Source organism: Mannheimia haemolytica, assembly GCF_004342115.1.
In the GTDB taxonomy this organism is placed as follows: Bacteria; Pseudomonadota; Gammaproteobacteria; order Enterobacterales; family Pasteurellaceae; genus Mannheimia; species Mannheimia haemolytica.
In genome coordinates this window covers 23,241-42,141 of record NZ_SMAC01000008.1, presented here as the reverse complement: position 1 = coordinate 42,141, position 18,901 = coordinate 23,241, and the positions used below count along the sequence as shown (strand labels likewise).

Genomic DNA, 18,901 nt, shown 5'->3' with positions numbered 1-18,901 from the left:
TATGCTATTCTTGACTTGAACGCAAAAAATTAACAAAGGAACGCTTATGCAAATCTTGGATTTATTACACCATCGCCGTTCAAATAAAAAATTTGGCGATAAAGCCCCGAATGCAGAACAACTGGAACAAATTCTAAAAGCCGGCTTGCGAGTGCCGGATCACGGGCGGTTAAAGCCTTATCGCTTTGTGGTGATTGAAAAAAGCGGTATGCCACAGTTTGGTGAATGCTTAAAGTCTGCGGTAGCAGAATTTGATATGGGCGAGGAACGCTTAAAAAAAGCGGAAAAATTAGCTAATCAAGCTCCAATGATTATCGGCGTGGTAGCAACATTAGACGACAGCATCGCCAAAGTGCCAAGTTGGGAACAAATGATTACCGCAGGCTGTGCAACTTATGCGATTCAGTTAGCGGCAAATGCACAGGGCTTTGATACGGTTTGGATCACCAATAAATGGATTAACGGCTCTGCTCTTCGCTCCGCTTTTGGTTGCCAAGAATCTGATAAAATCATTGCCTTAATTATGCTTGGCTCACCGGCAGAGGGCGAGCAAATTGCATTAGCCCCTGAAAGTGAAAGTTTAGAGGGGTTTGTACGTTATCTTAAGTAAGCAGGTTAACAGATAAAAGTTAGTAATAAGGGCGAAAAACATTTCGCCCTTGCTTTTATCTGTTTTCGCCTTACTTCTTCCAGCCTTTTAACGCATCGGCAAAGGCATTGTTACCAAAAGCGTTGCGATTGTTGCTTTGCAAGCGGTCATTTTTCTGCGTATTTTTGCGAATTTCTGCTGAATTTCGACCGCTTGTTGGCTCTTTTTTATCGGTTGGTTTGTCGTCTAAACGCATCGTAAGGGCAATACGTTTGCGGGCAGCGTCCACCTCAAGCACTTTGACTTTCACCACATCACCGGCTTTCACTACCGTGTGCGGATCTTCAACAAAAGAGTTTGAGAGCATTGAAATATGCACCAAGCCATCTTGGTGTACGCCAATATCGACAAAAGCCCCAAAGTTTGCCACATTGGTCACTGTGCCCTCCAAAATCATACCGGCTTTGAGGTCGGTAATTTCTTCCACGCCGTCCATAAACACGGCGGTTTTAAACTCTCCACGAGGGTCACGCCCCGGTTTTTCTAACTCTTTGAAAATATCGTTCACCGTTGGTAAACCAAACTGCTCATCCACAAAATCTTTGGCGTTGAGCGAGTGAATTTTGCTGTTGTTACCCATTAATTCTGCAAGTGTTGAGGTAGTTGCCTGTAAGATTTTTTCTACCACCGGGTAAGCTTCCGGGTGAACGCTTGAGGCATCAAGGGCATTTTTCCCGCCGATAATTCGCATAAAACCGGCACACTGTTCAAAGGCTTTCGGCCCTAAACGAGGCACTTTTTTCAGCTCTGAGCGGCTGGTAAAACGGCCGTTTTCGTCACGGAATGCCACGATATTTTGTGCCAATGTTTTGGTCATTCCCGCCACCCGAGCCAGCAACGGAGCGGAGGCTGTATTCAGATCCACGCCCACTGCGTTTACACAATCTTCTACTACCGCATCGAGTTTACGGGCAAGTTGGGATTGGTTTATATCGTGTTGATACTGCCCAACACCAATCGCTTTTGGTTCGATTTTCACCAACTCGGCAAGTGGATCTTGCAAACGGCGGGCAATCGAAACCGCTCCCCGTAATGAAACGTCTAAATTTGGAAACTCGTTAGCCGCAAATTCAGAGGCAGAATAGACCGATGCCCCAGCCTCACTCACCACCACCGTTTGCGGTTTATTCTCTTTGATTTCTTTAATCACCGCTTTGGCAAAACGTTCGGTTTCACGAGAGGCCGTACCGTTACCAATCGCAATCAGTTCCACATTGTGTTGTTTGATTAAGCTGAAAATCGCAAGCTGTGCCTCCGCCTCTCGCCCAGTGTGAGGGTAAATTGTGGCGGTATCCAGCAATTTACCGGTGTTATCCACCACCGCCACTTTCACGCCGGTACGCAAGCCCGGGTCTAGCCCCATTGTATTTCTCGCACCGGCAGGGGCTGCCATTAATAATGCCGAGAGATTGCGGGCAAACACATCAATCGCCTCTTCTTCAGCTTTTTCACGCAGGGTTGCCATTAATTCGGTTTCTAAATGCAGAGCTGCTTTGATTTTCCACGTCCAAGCAATCACTTGCTCACGCCATTTATCTGCTGGTTGATTATTAAAAATCACGCCCAAATGCTCACGAATAATTTCTTCACAATGGCTGGATTTTGTGCCTTCTTCTGCAGTCGGATCGGCATTTAATGAAAGTGATAACACCCCTTCATTTCGCCCACGGAACATCGCCAAAGCACGGTGGGAAGGCACGCTGTTAAACGGCTCGCTATGAGCAAAATAATCACGGAATTTCTCGCCCTCTTCCTCTTTGCCGTCAATCACTTTCGATTCCAACGTGGCGTAAGCGGTCAAATATTGGCGAAGTTTTGCAAGTAGCTCAGCATCTTCGCTAAAACGCTCCATTAAAATATATCTTGCCCCGTCTAATGCGGCCTTGGTATCCGCAACGCCTTTTTCCGCATCAACAAAGTTTGCCGCTAAGGTTTCAGGATCTTGTTTCGGATCATTCCATAAACTGTCCGCCAATGGCTCTAACCCTGCTTCAATCGCAATTTGCCCTCTGGTGCGACGTTTTGGTTTATACGGCAAATAGAGATCTTCCAGCTCGGTCTTGCTTTCACTGCTTAGAATTTTGGCTTTTAATTCATCGGTTAATTTGCCTTGTTCTTCAATCGACTTCAAAATGGTTTGGCGACGTTCGTCCATTTCACGCAAATAAATTAAGCGGGTTTCAAAATGGCGAAGTTGGGTGTCGTCTAGCCCGCCGGTCACTTCTTTACGGTAACGAGCAATAAATGGAATGGTATTGCCCTCACCTAATAGCGTGATGGCTGCAAGAATTTGGTGTGAGCCAACGTTGAGTTCGCCGGCAATAATTTGGCTGATTTTTAGATTTAAGTCAGTCATTAGTTTTCCTTCAATAAATTTGCTCGAGGTTTATCCAATTTCTCAAGCTCGGTCAATGTTTCGGCAATTTTTTGCAGATTCGGCTCTTTTTTCGCACATAACACCATATTTTCTAAGCTATCCGCTTGGTGATAGTAGGGTGCTTTGCTTTTGACAGCCTGCTCAAATTGCTGATAAGCCTGTTGAAATTGACCCTGTTTACATAAAAAAGTGCCGTAATTATTCAGCACATCAGGGCGGTTTTGACTCAATTTCAGTGCCGTTTGGTAAGCTTTTTCGGCATTTTCAGCATCACCTGTTTGTTGGTAATAATAGGCAAGCACCGAATAAGGGAGGTAATCTTTTTCATCGTGAGCCAAGGCTTTATCAATATTCTGCTTAGCTTTTGGGAAATCATTTTGCTCCAGATAAGCTAAAGCCAAATTAATACGGGCTTTTACCGCTTCCGAGCGGTTAAATTCGACTTCAGAGGAAGAAGGGGGAAGAGAAGAACAAGCCGCTAATAAAAAAATCAGAATACAAGCGGTCATTTTTGGAAAAAATTTTGCAAACATAACGTTCTCCTACAACAAAGGGCTTAATTTTACTGTTCCATCCTCGCTAAGACTAGCGATTTTTTGCGAAGAAGAAAAATTTTTCGTTTTCATTTTTCGACGCAGATCGCAAAAATAATAATGGGGTGTTGTGCTAGGGTAAATGGTAGGAATACACTCTCTATTTAATATAAGAATTTCATTGAAAAAACTTATAAAACTTATAAAATAGAGGCAAAAATGAAAATAGTGGTATTCCAGCGTAAAGCCTTAAAGCAATTACGAAAAATCCCAACTGGTGCAGAAATTCGCCGAAAATGTGATGATTTAGCTTACTTTCCCTACTGTGCCAATATTAAGGCATTAACAAATCATCAATATGATTATCGCTTTCGGGTCGGAAATTACCGTATTTTTTTCAATATTGAAGGCGAAACGATGAATATTGTGTCTATCGAAGAGGTTAAAAAACGAGATGAAAGAACTTACTAATATTCAATATTTAAATAATGAAGAAGGAAAACCTGCCTTTGCCGTACTTCCGATAGCAACACTTGAATGGCTTAAGCAGAAAGCAAATATTAAAACCGCAATAGAGACCGGTATTCCATCTGCTGTTGCTGGAATTGCATTAGATAATAACTACTCAGCTCTGCGTGCTTGGCGGGAATATTTAGGTTTAACTCAAGAAGAGGTGGCACAACGCTTGGGGATTTCGCAATCAGCTTATAGCCAACACGAAAATGCAAAAAATCTACGAAAAACGACCCGCATAAAAATTGCCTATGCGTTGGGTTTAAATGAAGAGCAATTAGATTTCTAATAACAAAAAGGCAGGAACCTCTGCCTTTTCACTATTCAGATTAATGGGTTTTAACCGCAATACCCTGCCCAAATTTACGTTTTTCAAGGGTACGTTTAGTGCGGTCAATCACATCGCCGGCAAGCTGTCCGCAAGCGGCATCAATATCATCGCCTCGTGTTTTACGCACTGTTACAGTAAAACCGTACTCCATCAAGGTTTTTTGGAAACGATCCACCCGAGAGTTGGAGCTTTTTCCATAAGGTGCTTCCGGGAACGGGTTCCACGGAATCAAGTTAATTTTACACGGCGTGTTTTTCAATACTTCAGCAAGTTGGTGGGCGTGGTCGGTGCTGTCATTAACGTGATCTAACATCACATATTCAATCGTGACCTTGCCGTGGTTGGCGTTAGAAACTTCAAGGTATTTATTCACCGAATCCATCAACATTTTGATGTTGTACTTTTTATTAATCGGCACTAATTCATCACGCAGTTCATCGTTCGGAGCGTGAAGTGAAATTGCCAACGCCACATCAATTTGCTCACGCATTTTGTCTAATGCCGGCACCACACCTGAAGTGGAAAGCGTGACACGACGTTTAGATAAGCCGTAAGCAAAATCATCTAACATGATTTCCATTGCCGGAATCACGTTATTCATATTCAGCAATGGTTCACCCATTCCCATCATGACCACATTGGTAATCGGGCGAACACCGGTCACGCCAAAATTGCCGATAATTTTAGAAGCACGCCACACTTGCCCGATAATTTCCGCCACGCTTAAGTTACGGTTAAAGCCTTGTTGAGCGGTTGAGCAGAAGGTACAAGCCAAGGCACAGCCTACTTGTGAAGAAACACACAGGGTTGCACGGTCATCTTCAGGAATATATACCGTCTCGATTTGCTGATCGCCCACTTGCATTGCCCATTTAATCGTACCGTCTGCAGAACGTTGTTCTACCGCCACTTCAGGGGCTTTAATTTCGGCAATACGCTTTAATTTTTCACGCAATACTTTATTGATATTGCTCATATTATCGAAATTTTCTTCGCCAAAATGGTAGATCCATTTCATTAGCTGGTCGGCACGGAAAGGTTTTTCACCCATTTCTGCAAACAGTTCTCGCATTTCTTGACGATTAAGATTTAATAAATTGATTTTTTCTTTTGGTTGTTCAGCAGACCCACAGCCTGCATTGGTAATCAGTTCTGACATAAAGTTGAAAGCCTCGTTATTACACGGATTACGGCAAAAGGTTAGGGCAAATGCCCTTATTTTGCGATTGGATTTTAAAGCGTGCAATTTTACTGGCTCTTGAGGGATTAGGCTAGTAATTTTTAATCAAAAGAGTTGAATTGCCTGAGTAAACTTATCAAGAATAACCTTATAAAAACAAGACTATTTACATCATTCCCAATGTTCTATAGAATAGCTTTCGATAATTCTCATTCTCAATAACAAAAGGAGGCTAAAAATGAAACTATCAACAATTAAAAAAGCATTGGTATTAACCTTTGGTTTAAGTGCAGCGATGGCAATGGCAGAGCCGTTTAAAGTAGTTACCACTTTTACCGTGATTCAAGATATTGCACAAAATGTCGCCGGCGATAAAGCCACTGTGGAATCCATTACTAAACCGGGTGCTGAAATTCACGATTATCAACCAACACCAAAAGACATTGTAAAAGCTCAAAAGGCAGACTTAGTGTTATGGAACGGTATGAACCTTGAGCGTTGGTTTGAACGTTTCTTTGAAAATGTAAAAGGCAAACCGGCGGTTGTCGTCACCGAAGGCATCACCCCAATGCCGATTACCGAAGGTGAATATAAAAATCTACCAAATCCGCACGCTTGGATGTCCACCGATAACGCATTAATTTACATTGAAAATATTCGTGCGGCTTTAGTAAAATATGACCCACAAAACGCAGACACCTATAATGCCAATGCAAAAGCCTATGCTGAAAAAGTAAAAGGTATTGCTGAGCCACTCCGCCAACGTTTAGCTTTTATTCCTGAGCAGCAACGTTGGTTAGTAACCAGTGAAGGGGCATTTAGCTATTTAGCGAAAGACTACAACTTAAAAGAACTTTATTTATGGGCAATCAATGCGGAAGAGCAAGGTTCGCCAAAACAAGTGAAAAAAGTGATTGATGGTGTAAAAGCCAACAAAATCCCTGTTGTGTTTAGCGAAAGTACCGTTTCCGACAAACCGGCAAAACAAGTGGCGAAAGAAACCGGTGCATTATACGGTGGCGTAATTTATGTGGATTCACTTTCAGAGAAAGATGGTCCGGTTCCAACCTATTTAGATTTGCTTAAAGTGACTATCGGCACCATTGTCGAAGGGTTCGAACGAAGCAAAAAATAATAAGATTTAGCAATGACAACTGTTTCAGCCTCCATTTCCGTCGAAAATTTATCGGTCCGTTATAATAACGGACATATCGCTTTGCAAGATGTCTCGTTTCATCTGGAAAACGGCACAATTTGTGCATTAATCGGCGTGAATGGAGGTGGAAAATCCACTCTGTTTAAAAGTTTAATGGGGCTGGTTAAGCCATTAACCGGCTCTGTTAAGCTGAGTCAGCTCCCGATTGCTAAAGCCCTCAAACAAAATTTGGTTTCCTATGTGCCACAAAGTGAAGAAGTGGACTGGCAATTTCCAGTTTCGGTTTACGATGTGGTAATGATGGGGCGATACGGCTATATGAATTTTCTACGCCGCCCAAGCCAAACCGATAAGCTCAAAGTAGAGCAAGCAATGCAACGCCTTGATGTTTTACATCTCAAAGACAGGCAAATCGGCGAACTTTCCGGCGGGCAAAAAAAACGGGTATTTTTAGCCCGTGCCTTAGCTCAAGAAAGTAAAATCATCTTACTTGATGAGCCTTTCACCGGTGTGGATGTTAAAACCGAAAATGCGATTGTTGAGCTACTTAAACAGCTTAAAAATGAGGGGCATTTGATTTTAGTTTCCACCCACAACCTTGCCAGCGTACCAAGCTTTTGCGATCAGGTTTTGATGGTCAATCGCACGCTACTGGCAAAAGGTAAAACGGAAGAAATCTTTAATAATCAAAATTTAGAACGGGTGTTCGGCGGTTTATTGCATTATCAAAAGTAGTGTTTCAGCAACAAATCACAAACAAATAGGGAGGCAAATGCCTCCCTATTTTTGTATCAATGAATCTTAGAATATGCAAAACTGAGGAAAAAAATGGCCGCTTGCACGAGAATAATCGTCGGCCCTGTTGCGGCATCAATATGGTAGCTAAGCAACGTGCCGAATACCGATGAAAATATCGCAACGCCTAAGGCAATCAGTAACATACTATCAAACCGCTTAGTCAGCAGGTAAGCAGTGATCCCCGGGGTAATCAACATTGCCACCACTAAAATCACGCCCACCACTTGCATTGCACTAATAATAGTTAAAGCAAGCAAGGAAAGTAAACCATAATGCAATAATCTAACCGGTAAGCCTGCTACTTTGGCTTGATTAACATCAAAGCAATAGAGCAAGAAGTCTTTGCGTTTCGCCACCATCACCACAAAGGTAAAGAGGCTTATGAGTAAAGTCTGAAGCAAATCGCTTTTGGTTACGCCTAATAGATTACCAAATAAAATATGGGTTAAATGCTCACCGGTATTAAAGGCGGTAAACAGCAAGATCCCAAAGGCAAACATACCTGAAAATACAATCCCCATTACCGTGTCTTCTTTCAAGCGACTATTTTCTTTTAAATAGCCCACCGATAAGGCACAGCCTAATCCTGAAAAAAACGCCCCTATTGAGAGTGGTAACCCGGCAAGTGAGGAAATCACCACACCGGGCAGAACAGCGTGCGAAATTGCATCGCCCATTAAAGACCAGCCTTTCAGCACCAGATAGCAAGATAAAACCGCACTCACGCCAGCAACTAAAATTGCGGTAATTAACGCAATTTGCATAAATTCAAATTGCAACGGCTCTAAAATCCAATTAAGCATTTTGAACCTCCACACGGTGCAATTTCCGCTTTTGAGTAATCAAGCCATATTTAGGAGCAAAGCAGAATGCGAATAAGAAAATTAAGGTTTGTAAGCACACAATTACCGCACCGGTTGCACCGTCTAAAAAGTAGCTTAAATATGCCCCAATCCCTGATGTCAGCGTGCCGATAAGCATTGCGATCAGCACTAATCTAGGGAAACGGTCGGTAAGTAAATAAGCAGTTGCTCCCGGCGTGACGACCATCGCAATAACCAAAATTGCCCCAACCGTTTGCAGAGCCACTACTACACAGGCACTTAATAAGGTAAAGAAAATCACTTTATAGCGTAATGGCGAAAGCCCGACTGACAATGCGTGGTGTTCGTCAAAAAAGACGAGTAGCAAATCCTTCCAAAATAGGATTAAACCCAGTAACGAAATCGCAATAATCAGTACCACCTGCCACAAGTCATCATCAGCAATGCCTAAAATATTTCCCATTACAATCGAATTAACATCAACCGATGTTGGATTGAGGGAAACAATAAACATACCAAGCGCAAAAAAAGTCGTGAAAATAAAGCCGATAACCGCATCTTCTTTAATTTTCGTCAGGCTTTTTACCCAAAGAATCGATAATGCCGCCAAAATCCCGGAAAAAAACGCACCAAAGGCGTAGGGCAATTTTAGTGCATAAGCGATGGCAACACCTGGCACTACAGCGTGTGATAAGGCATCACCAATCAAAGACCAGCCTTTTAACATCAAAAAGGCGGAAAGAAAAGCACAAACTAACCCCACGCCCATACTGACAAAAATCGCTTTTTGCATATAGTTGTAGGTAAAAGGCTCTAATAAAAGATCAAGCATAAAATCCTAACAAGTTGTTGATAATAGTTCGCATATACTATCATATAAACTCCTTTTCTTGTATGGATTAAACTTAAATATCTACTTTAAATTGATAAGGATCAGGATAGTAATAACGAAAACCAAGCTCTTGGCAAATTTTGTCTGCTTTTATCAGCCTTACAAGCGGTTGATTTTCTTCAGAAAAATGCAAATCCGCTAACCCAAAACGTTTTGCCATTTCACTATAATAATCTTTACGGCTTGGGTGCTGTTCGGCACATAAATGAAAAATACGCTGCCCGTTCGGCTGCTCCAACAGCAATGAAATGGCTGCAATACAGTCCTCTAAATGCACTAAATTGACCGGCTGCCCTGCTCCACTCAAGTTCTGTTTTCCCGCCAAATAAAAAACCGGGTGCCGTTTTTTGCCCACCAAGCCAGCTAAACGCAAAATATCACAATGAATTGGCTGGCTCAGCAACCAATTTTCCATTTTTACTAATAGGTTAGCAGAATCAACCACTGCATTTTCATCAAAAACGCCCGATTTCATTGGCAAAACCGAAGTCGAGCTGGTGAAAACCAGATGTTTCAAGCCCTTTTCTATTGCAAGCGAAACTAATGTTTGAATACCGCAACCGTAATTTTCAGGGCGAATTTGGCTAAGGGGCAAGGCAATCACTAACGCATCAGCAGCAAGTAATTGCTCGATTTCGCTTGTCACTGCTAACGCATTTAAATCTAGAGGATAACATTCTATCGCTAATTCTCCGACCGTTCGCTTAGTACCTGCAACACGCCAGCCCTTATTTTGTAATGCTTCAGCTAAAGGTAGTCCGAGCCAGCCAAGCCCTAAAATGGTAATTTTTTTCATCATTTACGTTTCTCAAGATTAAAATTGGAATGAGGGGAAATTCAGGTACAAAAAAAGCACCTCGTGGTGCTATCTATTTTATTTCTAGATTGGAGCGGGAAACGAGGCTCGAACTCGCGACCCCGACCTTGGCAAGGTCGTGCTCTACCAACTGAGCTATTCCCGCATATTTGCTTAATTATCAAAATGGTGCCCGAGGCCAGACTTGAACTGGCACGCCCCGAAAGGCGAGGGATTTTAAATCCCTTGCGTCTACCGATTCCGCCACTCGGGCTTCGATAACTATCTATTTTGTTAAAATTTAATTCTTCTAAATGGTGCCCGAGGCCAGACTTGAACTGGCACGCCCCGAAAGGCGAGGGATTTTAAATCCCTTGCGTCTACCGATTCCGCCACTCGGGCAGCACGATATAGAAAAATTGGAGCGGGAAACGAGGCTCGAACTCGCGACCCCGACCTTGGCAAGGTCGTGCTCTACCAACTGAGCTATTCCCGCATTTAAAAACGCTACGAACCTCGTAGAGGTCTCAACAGGTGCATATTCTATGGATTTCAGATTTAATGTCAAATAAATTTGTAGGAAATCTGTAAAAAATCGTTTAATTGGTGAAAAATAACGCTTTTTGCAAATTTTTCATCAAATTTGACCGCTTGCAGCCGCCTTATTTGTTGAAATCATAATCAGCAAATTTCCGACAAATATCAATTACAACCTTTGTGGCTTTTTCCATCGTATCAACCGAAATAAACTCAAATCGTCCGTGGAAATTTTCGCCGCCGGTAAATAAATTCGGGCAAGGCAAGCCCATAAATGAAAGGCGTGAGCCATCAGTACCGCCACGGATCGGTTCTAAATTCGGCTCAATGCCTTGTTCACGCATTGCGTTTTCGGCAATTTCAACCAAGTAGCCGTAATCGTCCAGCACTTCACGCATATTGCGATATTGCTCGACAATCTCGACTTTTCCGCACTGTTCGCCGTAAATCTGTTGCATCTCTGCCAGCGTATCATTCAGCATTTTGCCGAATGCAGCTAATTCATCACGCTCAAAGCTACGTAAAATATAGTGAATTTCCGCTTTATCAATTCCACCCTCAATGCCGTGCAACATAATAAAGCCTTCACGCCCTTCGCTGGTGGCAGGGGTTAAATGGGGAGGCAGACGGTGTTGGAACTCGCAAGCTCGCTCTAAGGCGTTGATCATCTTGCCCTTTGCCGTGCCGGGGTGAACGCTCCGCCCGAAGAACGTAACGGTCGCTGCATCGGCATTGAAATTTTCATATTGCAATTCGCCCAGAGGCCCGCCATCAAGGGTAAAGGCAACATCGGCACCGAATGCGTTTACATCAAAATGATCTGCGCCTCGACCGATCTCTTCATCGGTGGTAAAGCCGATGCGGATCTTGCCGTGCGGAATGTGCGGATTGGCTTGTAAATACTCGATAGCCGAGAGAATAATCGCAATGCCGGATTTGTCGTCTGCGCCAAGCAAAGAGGTGCCGTCAGTGGTGACTAGGGTGTCGCCAATCAGCTTGTTTAAATTCGGGAAATCCGTTGGCGAAAGATAATCGCCACTGCCGTTTAGCAAAATATTGCCGCCTTGATAAGCCTCAATCACCTGTGGTTTCACGTTTTCACCATTAAAATCGGGCGAAGTATCAACGTGGGCAATCAGCCCAAGCACCGGCAGGGTTTTGTCAATATTGGCAGGCAAGCTGGCGAACAGATAGCCGTTGGGGTCAAGATAAATCTCGCTTAGCCCCATCGCCTCTACTTCCGTTTTCAGCAGATGAAGCAAATCCCACTGCTGTTGCGAGCTTGGCACAGTTTGGCTTTTCGGATCTGAAGTTGTGTGAATTTGGGTGTAACGTAGTAAACGGTTAAGAAGGGATTGTTTCATTGTTTTTCCTTACTATAGTTTAGTGTAACCAATTCTCCAATTTCAGATCAGGTACCATTTTAAATGCCTGATCGCTAGAAACTAAAATACACTCTTCAGCAAGAGCGTGACTAGCAATCATTTGATCCTGCACGCCCATTACTTTGCCATTTTTCTCCATCTCTGCCCGTAACTTTCCATAAAGTTCAGCACAACGATAATTCCAATCTAAAACCTTTACACTCGATAAAAAATAACCTAAAAATTGAGAAAGCTGCCCATTATTTCTTTTCGCCACACCATAAACCAATTCAGCAGCAGTTACAGATGAAATACAAAGCCTCTCAGGATTAATGGACTTCAATTTCGCCACCACATTTGCATTTCCACGAAAAAAATAGCTTACAGTATTCGTATCTAACATATACATTTAAGCTACCTCAAAAGGATCCCGTTGCTCAAAGGATTGGTTTCTCTCTTTTGTATCTAAAAATGTTTCATCACATACAACAGCAGGCAATAGCTCAAACAATCGTTGCCAATGCTCGGTATTTCTCGATCTCAATGATAATAAAATATCGCCATTTTCTTGTTTAGAAACATAGACTTGCTCTGCATCAAACTCAAATTCAACCGGTAAACGCACTGCTTGGTTCCGCCCGTTACGGAATAATCTCGCAATTTTTTCCATCCTACTTTACCCTCCGATAGATAGTGTATATGCCAAAGTATATGCCTATTTTATACAACTGGCAAGATAACCCATTCTCAAATACTCAATAACATACTGATTTCAAATCATAATATTACCAACTAATAGTCGGTTTACGTTTCTGCTCAACGCAATCTTTCAAATAAAGATTGATCAACGTTTGGTAAGGCAAATTCACCTCTTCGGCAAGTTGTTTAAAATAGCTGATAACATCGTCTTCAATCCGAATAGTAACCACACTTTTGCTTTTTAGCCCTTTTGCGTAAGGGTTTTTCACTGCATTAGAAAAATCGTATTCATCTCTCATTTAATGTACTCCTTTATATTGCCCACTTTCGCGTTTTGTTGCCAAACGTGCTGAAATAATCCGAATGTTGGTATTTCTCTCGCAATGCACAACCACAAGTAGATTATCTTTATTGCTACGCCCGAGTAGCAAAAAACGCTCTTCCCTAGATGAGTGATCTGGATCCGGGATTAACATCGCATTATTATCATAAAATACGCTTACCGCCTCGATAAAACTAACTCCGTGTTTTTGTTGATTACGAAGAGCTTTCTCACTATCCCATTCAAAACCATTAATTTCTTCCATTGCCAGTTTACTCCTTTTTGATTGTAAATAAAATATATTTACATCTATTTTTTTAAGTTATAAACAGCCTAGATGAAATTACTGGATTCGCAATAAACAAAAACGATTTTTACGATACAGATCTCAAAAATCGTTTTTCAAGATTGACAACCTTAGGAGGCTTTATCCGCCCACAACCTCCCTTAGCAAATTTTCCACAAATTCTAACCGCTTGCGGTTGTCTTCGAGTGCTAAGCGGAATTTGAACTTCACCGCCCCTTCAAAACTGTACACCGCTGGTTGTTTTTGGATTAAGGCGATAAACTTCATTGGGTCGGGCTGGGCTGTCGGTTTAAATTCAAGATAACCGCCGTGAATGCCGGCATCGATTTTCTTAATCCCGAGCGTTTGTGCCGACAAGCGAAGTTGGGTAATCGCAAACAGGTTTTTGGTTGCCTCTGGGAGCAAGCCGAAGCGATCGATCAGCTCCACTTTCAAGTCGTTCAGGCTTTGCAGATTTTCCGAGCTTGCGATCCGCTTGTAGAACGACAGACGCATATTCACGTCAGGCAGATAATCGTCCGGCAATAAGGCCGGTACACGCAATTCAATCTCCGCTTGGTGTTGGGTGATTTCATCGAGGCTCGGTTCTCGCCCTTCTTGCAAAGCTTTGACCGCATTTTCGAGCAAGTCCATATAGAGCGAAAAACCGATGCTTTCAATCTGTCCGCTCTGCTCCGAACCGAGCAATTCGCCTGCACCACGAATTTCTAAATCGTGGGTCGCCAACGCAAAACCGGCCCCGAGATTATCAATGGTACTCATCGCCTCCAAGCGTTGCTCGGCATCTTTGGTGAGCGTTTTCGGGTGCGGTGTGAGCATATAGGCGTAGGCTTGGTGGTGCGAGCGTCCGACCCGTCCACGCAGTTGGTGCAGTTGTGCCAGCCCGAATTTGTCCGCCCGTTCGATAATAATGGTATTGGCAGTCGGCACGTCAATCCCCGTTTCAATAATGGTGGAGCAAACCAGCAGGTTAAAGCGTTGATGATAGAAATCGCTCATCACCCGCTCCAATTCACGCTCACGCATCTGCCCGTGTCCGATCACAATTCTTGCCTCTGGCACGAGTTCAGCCAATTTCTCGGCACAATTTTCAATGGTTGCCACATCGTTATGGAGGTAGTAAACCTGCCCACCACGCAGAATTTCACGCAAAATTGCCTCACGGATTACCATTTCATCACTTTGTCGCACAAAGGTTTTGATTAAAAGTCGGCGAGCCGGCGGGCTGGCGATAATCGAGAGATCACGCATTCCGTTGAGTGCCATATTCAGCGTTCTTGGAATTGGCGTGGCGGTGAGGGTCAGAATATCCACATTGGCACGCAGTTGTTTGATTTTCTCTTTTTGGCGTACGCCGAAACGGTGTTCTTCATCAATCACTAAAAGCCCAAGATCACGGAACGCTACATCGTCTTGCAACAGTTTGTGCGTGCCGACCAAAATATCCACTTTGCCCTCCGCCACATTTTGCAAAATCGTTTTCTGCTCTTTGGCGGTTTTAAAGCGAGACAGCACTTCCACATTCACAGGGTAATTGGCGAAACGGTCTTTGAAATTCTCATAATGCTGTTGGGCGAGCAAGGTAGTTGGGGCAAGAATAACCACCTGTTTATGGTTCATCACTGCCAAGAAAGTCGCTCGAATGGCCACTTCGGTTTTGCCGAAGCCAACATCGCCACACACCAATCTATCCATCGCTTTGGCTTGGCACATATCGCTAATTACGGCATTGATGGCAATTTTCTGATCGTCCGTTTCCTCATAAGGGAAAGTGGCACTAAACTGATCAAATTCCGCTTTATCGTAGGCAAACGCAAAACCGGTTTGGCTTTCTCGTTTGGCATAAACATCAAGCAATTCTGCCGCCACATCACGGATTTTTTCCGCTGCTTTTTGGCGGGTTTTCGCCCACGCTTCACTGCCTAATTTATGTAGCGGCGCAGTTTCATCCGCCCCACCGATATAACGGCTGATTAAATGGAGCGAGGCAACCGGCACATAGAGTTTGGCATCGTTAGCATAATGTAGCACGAGATATTCGGCTTTGATCCCACCAGCGTCCAGCACGGTTAAGCCACCGTAACGCCCCACGCCGTTTTCCAAATGCACCACCGCCTGTCCGATTTTGAGTTCTGCTAAATTACGGATTAAGGTATCAGGATTGACGGCTTTGCGGTTTTTCTCACGCCGTGTTTGCACACGTTCGCCCAGCAGGTCGGTTTCGCAGATGATGGCAAGGTTGCGGGCGGGCACAGGACCCGCCCCTACGTAGTTATTATCATTTTCGCCATTTGTATTTAATTCATCATCGTAGGGGCGGGTCCCGTGCCCGCCCGTTTCCACCACAAACCCTTGATCAAGCGGTGAAATAATCAGGGAAAATGGCAAACCTTGTGCTTCATCTAATGAATTGACCTGCTTCGGCTTCACCCCAAGCGGAGCAAGCAAATCCAGCAAGGTTTCTCTTCGCCCTTCGCTCTCCACCGAAAACAGAATGTTGCCGTCAAATTTTTGGCGGAATTGCTGGAAAGCAGAAAACGGCTCTTTGGCAGAGGATTGAATAGCAATATCCGGCAAGTTAGCCACATTTGCATTCATTTTCGCTGCTGATTTACGGATTTTCTCCGAAGTTATCGTTAAACGGGGATAGCCTTTCAGCCAGCGATTTACCTCATCAATCGCAAACCAGAGATCGCTCGGCGGCAGTAGCGGTCGCATCGGATCCACTCGGCGGCTTTCATAGCGGTTTTGGGTATCTTGGTGAAATTGTTCAGCTTTTTGCTGAATATCGGCGAAAGTGATAAACAGCGTTTGGGCAGGGAAATAGTCAAACAGACTTGCCATTTCCTCAAAAAACAACGGCTGCCAATACTCAATCCCTGCATTTAAAATGCCTTTGCTGACTTGCTGATAAATATGCTCTGGCTCACGGCGGATTTCACCGAATTTTTCACGGAATTTGACTCTAAAATGCTCGATCCCGTTGCTATCAGTCGGGAACTCGTGTGCCGGCAGTAAATTAATTTCGGCAATTTCCGTTTTGGTGCGTTGGTTATCCACATCAAAAGTGCGGATACTGTCGATCTCATCATCGAAAAAATCGAGGCGAAACGGCTCTTCTGCTCCCATCGGGAATAAGTCTAAAATCGAGCCACGCACGGCGTATTCACCATATTCCAACACCTGTTCCACCGCCCGATAGCCGGCATTTTCCAGTTGTAACCGCAGTTTTTGAATCGAAAAACGGTCGCCTTTTTTAATCAACAGCACATTGTTAGCGAGATAATTCGGCGGGCAGACCTTCTGCATTAAGGTGTTGATCGGCAACAGCAAAATCTGCTGTCGCCCTTGTTGCAGTTCAAACAGGGCAGAAAGTCGGGCGGAGATAATGTCTTGGTGCGGCGAAAAATTGTCATAAGGCAAGGTTTCCCAATCGGGGAACAGTTGCACTGGCAGCCCTGCAAACTGAGGCAAGGCTTTTTCCAAGCGTAACGCCGTACGGGTGTCGGGTGTGACAACCACCGTCAAGCCGTAAAAGGCTCGGGCAGCTTGGCTGATCGCAAGGGTATCGGAATACCCGACAAGGTTACCGAGGGTTTGATGATCTTGAAAATTGCCGTCAGATTTCGGCAGATTAAGTGAAATTAAAGACATACAAGCGGTCTGTTTTAAATAAAAAATTGCAAATTGTTGCTTAGTTTACTAAAGCACGGCTGATTGTGCAAAATAAGCGGAGAAATTATGTTATCTAGATCGCATTGCGAAAAAATTCTGATAAAATGTTCCCCTTTTTTAACTCTTACTCACACATATTATGAAAAATAAAATTTTAGGAAGTGCATTAATGATTGCAGGCACTACCATTGGTGCAGGAATGCTTGCAATGCCACTCACCTCTGCCGGAATGGGTTTTGGGGCAACCGCATTACTCTTAGTCGGATTATGGGCTTTATTGGCCTACACCGGTTTATTATTTATGGAAGTTTATCAAACCGCTCCGCAAAAAGATGTTGGAGTGGCAAGCCTTGCCGAGCAATACTTTGGCTTAATCGGGCGTGTATTAGCCACTTTCAGTTTGCTCGTACTACTTTATGCCCTACTTGCGGCTTATATTACCGGTGGTGGTTCACTGTTAGCCGGTGTAATGCCTGAAATGGCAGATGCTGATATGAAACTGAAAATCAGCATTTTAATCTTCACTGCGGTATTAGGTACATTTGTGGTAGTCGGCGTGAAATCGGTTGATGGTTTAACCCGAGTACTGTTTTTGGGAAAAATTGTTGCTTTTATTGCCGTGTTGCTGATGATGCTGCCTAAAGCGAAGCTGGAAAACTTGACAGCAATTCCATTAGATAACTTACTCATTATTTCTGCTATACCCATTTTCTTCACTGCGTTCGGTTTCCACGTTATTATGGGAACAATTAATAGCTATTTAGACGCAGATATCGGCAAAATTCGTAAATCTATTTATATCGGGACGGCAATTCCGCTAGTGGCTTATTTATTGTGGCAGCTCGCTACACACGGGGTATTAAGCCAAAATGAATTCACCACAATTTTGACACAAGATCCGACCTTAAACGGCTTGGTGAAAGCCACTAGCCAGATTACCGGTAGTACGATTTTAGGCGAAATGGTTCGCTTATTCTCAGTGCTTGCATTGATTACCTCATTTTTAGGGGTTTCGATGGGAATTTTTGAAGGCGTGGGCGATTTGTTAAAACGCTTAAATCTACCGACTAACCGTTTATGGCTGACCATCGCCACCTTTACACCGCCAATTCTGTTCGCTTTATTCTATCCGAACGGCTTTATTAAGGCATTAGGTTACGCCGGTTTACTCTTTGCGTTCTATGGTATGATTTTACCTATCGGCTTAGCGTGGAAAGCACGTCGCCAATATCCGAATTTACCTTACCGTGTGATTGGTGGTAATTTGGCATTAGTGGTTGCGTTAATTGCCGGTATTATCATTATGGTCATTCCGTTTTTAATTCAGGCTGGCTATTTACCGCAAACGGTAGGCTAATATTGAAAAGGGCTACGATTCAATATCGTAGCCCTTTCTATAAGTTACAAGCGGTCATTTTTCGATGACTTTTTACAGATTAGCCAATCAACTGATACAGCGCCTTAATTTGATGCTCTTTTAATGCCCCGCCAATTTTCTCTCTGCCGACAAAAATCTTAAACATTGCGTTGCCTTTTTTATTAATGAAAATCAGTGAAACAGTACGTTTTCCCATAAAAGGACGATCCAACAAATAAATTTTGGCACAATTTTCGTAGCGTAGATGCCCTTGTAAGCCTCCGCCCTCTTTATGTTCGAAATTGTAAAATCCACGAGAAATTGAACCGCTTGGGAGCTTTCCCACAAACTCAATAATGGTATCTTCCGTATGCGAAATCAGCGTAATCGCATCGTCCCATTCGTGGATTTGCTGTAGCACTTCGGCAAAACGTTCCCCTTCGGTTACTTTTAGCATTTCAGCCGGTAAATTCAGCATTACCTCTTCCAGCGTGCATTGATATTTTGCCGCTAACATTTCTAAAATTTGCCCCGGATTTTCGGCCAATTCATTGCGTAAGGCGGTTTGTTGTTCGATTGATATCATTAAAT

General features: G+C 43.5%; 19 protein-coding genes and 4 tRNA genes. 6 read left to right on the top strand and 17 right to left on the bottom strand.

Annotated features, from left to right (window positions below):
* The first annotated feature begins 46 nt into the window (after positions 1-46).
* Positions 47-610 carry a nitroreductase family protein gene (locus EDC41_RS04020; RefSeq protein WP_006249720.1) on the top strand — a complete coding sequence of 188 codons (564 nt, stop codon included), beginning with the start codon at positions 47-49 and terminating at the stop codon, positions 608-610.
* 70 nt (positions 611-680) lie between these two features.
* On the opposite strand, the gene EDC41_RS04015 is transcribed toward EDC41_RS04020, so the two are convergent.
* The gene (locus EDC41_RS04015) at positions 681-3,005 is read right to left on the bottom strand and encodes a Tex family protein (protein WP_006251774.1); all 2,325 of its coding nucleotides are present in this window, start codon (positions 3,003-3,005) and stop codon (positions 681-683) included.
* Positions 3,005-3,559 carry a type IV pilus biogenesis/stability protein PilW gene (pilW, locus tag EDC41_RS04010; protein ID WP_006251773.1) on the bottom strand — a complete coding sequence of 185 codons (555 nt, stop codon included), beginning with the start codon at positions 3,557-3,559 and terminating at the stop codon, positions 3,005-3,007. Before pilW ends, EDC41_RS04015 begins: the two co-directional genes overlap by 1 nt.
* Before the next feature lie 219 nt (positions 3,560-3,778).
* On the opposite strand from pilW, the gene EDC41_RS04005 reads away from it, so the two are divergent.
* Both EDC41_RS04005 and EDC41_RS04000 read left to right on the top strand, forming a co-directional pair.
* Positions 3,779-4,030 (top strand): type II toxin-antitoxin system RelE family toxin, encoded by a 252-nt coding sequence (locus tag EDC41_RS04005; protein WP_006251772.1) that lies wholly within the window; start codon positions 3,779-3,781, stop codon positions 4,028-4,030.
* Positions 4,014-4,361 carry a helix-turn-helix domain-containing protein gene (locus EDC41_RS04000; RefSeq protein WP_006251771.1) on the top strand — a complete coding sequence of 116 codons (348 nt, stop codon included), beginning with the start codon at positions 4,014-4,016 and terminating at the stop codon, positions 4,359-4,361. The genes EDC41_RS04005 and EDC41_RS04000 overlap by 17 nt, the downstream gene beginning before the upstream one ends.
* A 40-nt stretch (positions 4,362-4,401) precedes the next feature.
* Here EDC41_RS04000 and rlmN read toward each other — a convergent pair whose 3' ends face one another.
* Positions 4,402-5,562: a dual-specificity RNA methyltransferase RlmN gene (rlmN, locus tag EDC41_RS03995; RefSeq protein WP_020831129.1), complete on the bottom strand. Its 1,161-nt coding sequence runs from the start codon at positions 5,560-5,562 to the stop codon at positions 4,402-4,404.
* A gap of 259 nt (positions 5,563-5,821) precedes the next feature.
* On the opposite strand from rlmN, the gene EDC41_RS03990 reads away from it, so the two are divergent.
* Positions 5,822-6,718, top strand: a complete 897-nt coding sequence (locus EDC41_RS03990; RefSeq protein ID WP_006251769.1) for a metal ABC transporter substrate-binding protein — start codon at positions 5,822-5,824, stop codon at positions 6,716-6,718.
* A gap of 12 nt (positions 6,719-6,730) precedes the next feature.
* Entirely contained in the window at positions 6,731-7,474 is a 744-nt protein-coding gene (locus tag EDC41_RS03985; protein WP_006250122.1) for a metal ABC transporter ATP-binding protein, read from the top strand.
* Between the two features lie 56 nt (positions 7,475-7,530).
* Here EDC41_RS03985 and EDC41_RS03980 read toward each other — a convergent pair whose 3' ends face one another.
* The 13 genes from EDC41_RS03980 to mfd form a co-directional block, all read right to left on the bottom strand.
* Positions 7,531-8,340 (bottom strand): metal ABC transporter permease, encoded by an 810-nt coding sequence (locus EDC41_RS03980; protein WP_006250123.1) that lies wholly within the window; start codon positions 8,338-8,340, stop codon positions 7,531-7,533.
* A complete protein-coding gene (locus EDC41_RS03975) occupies positions 8,333-9,193 on the bottom strand; it encodes a metal ABC transporter permease (RefSeq protein ID WP_006250124.1) in 861 nt (286 codons plus the stop codon). The genes EDC41_RS03980 and EDC41_RS03975 overlap by 8 nt, the downstream gene beginning before the upstream one ends.
* 73 nt (positions 9,194-9,266) lie before the next feature.
* Positions 9,267-10,052 carry a Rossmann-fold NAD(P)-binding domain-containing protein gene (locus EDC41_RS03970; RefSeq protein WP_006251768.1) on the bottom strand — a complete coding sequence of 262 codons (786 nt, stop codon included), beginning with the start codon at positions 10,050-10,052 and terminating at the stop codon, positions 9,267-9,269.
* Positions 10,053-10,139: 87 nt separating this feature from the next.
* A tRNA-Gly gene (locus EDC41_RS03965) sits at positions 10,140-10,215 on the bottom strand.
* Positions 10,216-10,236: 21 nt separating this feature from the next.
* Positions 10,237-10,323: transfer RNA gene (locus tag EDC41_RS03960), tRNA-Leu, on the bottom strand.
* A 41-nt stretch (positions 10,324-10,364) separates the two neighbouring features.
* Positions 10,365-10,451, bottom strand: a tRNA-Leu gene (locus EDC41_RS03955).
* A gap of 18 nt (positions 10,452-10,469) precedes the next feature.
* Positions 10,470-10,545 (bottom strand) — tRNA-Gly (locus tag EDC41_RS03950).
* Positions 10,546-10,711: 166 nt separating this feature from the next.
* Entirely contained in the window at positions 10,712-11,950 is a 1,239-nt protein-coding gene (gene pepT / locus EDC41_RS03945; RefSeq protein WP_006251767.1) for a peptidase T, read from the bottom strand.
* 19 nt (positions 11,951-11,969) lie between these two features.
* Positions 11,970-12,359 (bottom strand): type II toxin-antitoxin system VapC family toxin, encoded by a 390-nt coding sequence (locus tag EDC41_RS03940; protein WP_020831127.1) that lies wholly within the window; start codon positions 12,357-12,359, stop codon positions 11,970-11,972.
* On the bottom strand, positions 12,360-12,620 hold the full coding sequence (locus EDC41_RS03935; RefSeq protein ID WP_006251766.1) for an antitoxin: 261 nt from the start codon (positions 12,618-12,620) through the stop codon (positions 12,360-12,362).
* A gap of 115 nt (positions 12,621-12,735) precedes the next feature.
* The gene (locus EDC41_RS03930; RefSeq protein WP_006251765.1) at positions 12,736-12,948 is read right to left on the bottom strand and encodes a BrnA antitoxin family protein; all 213 of its coding nucleotides are present in this window, start codon (positions 12,946-12,948) and stop codon (positions 12,736-12,738) included.
* On the bottom strand, positions 12,949-13,236 hold the full coding sequence (locus EDC41_RS03925) for a BrnT family toxin (protein WP_006251764.1): 288 nt from the start codon (positions 13,234-13,236) through the stop codon (positions 12,949-12,951).
* A 162-nt stretch (positions 13,237-13,398) separates the two neighbouring features.
* Positions 13,399-16,932: a transcription-repair coupling factor gene (gene mfd / locus EDC41_RS03920; protein ID WP_006251763.1), complete on the bottom strand. Its 3,534-nt coding sequence runs from the start codon at positions 16,930-16,932 to the stop codon at positions 13,399-13,401.
* A 160-nt stretch (positions 16,933-17,092) separates the two neighbouring features.
* On the opposite strand from mfd, the gene EDC41_RS03915 reads away from it, so the two are divergent.
* A complete protein-coding gene (locus tag EDC41_RS03915) occupies positions 17,093-18,310 on the top strand; it encodes an aromatic amino acid transport family protein (RefSeq protein ID WP_006251762.1) in 1,218 nt (405 codons plus the stop codon).
* A 79-nt stretch (positions 18,311-18,389) separates the two neighbouring features.
* Here the strand turns inward: EDC41_RS03915 and hutX are convergent, their stop codons facing one another.
* Positions 18,390-18,896 carry a heme utilization cystosolic carrier protein HutX gene (hutX, locus tag EDC41_RS03910; RefSeq protein WP_006249322.1) on the bottom strand — a complete coding sequence of 169 codons (507 nt, stop codon included), beginning with the start codon at positions 18,894-18,896 and terminating at the stop codon, positions 18,390-18,392.
* Between the last annotated feature and the right edge of the window lie 5 nt (positions 18,897-18,901).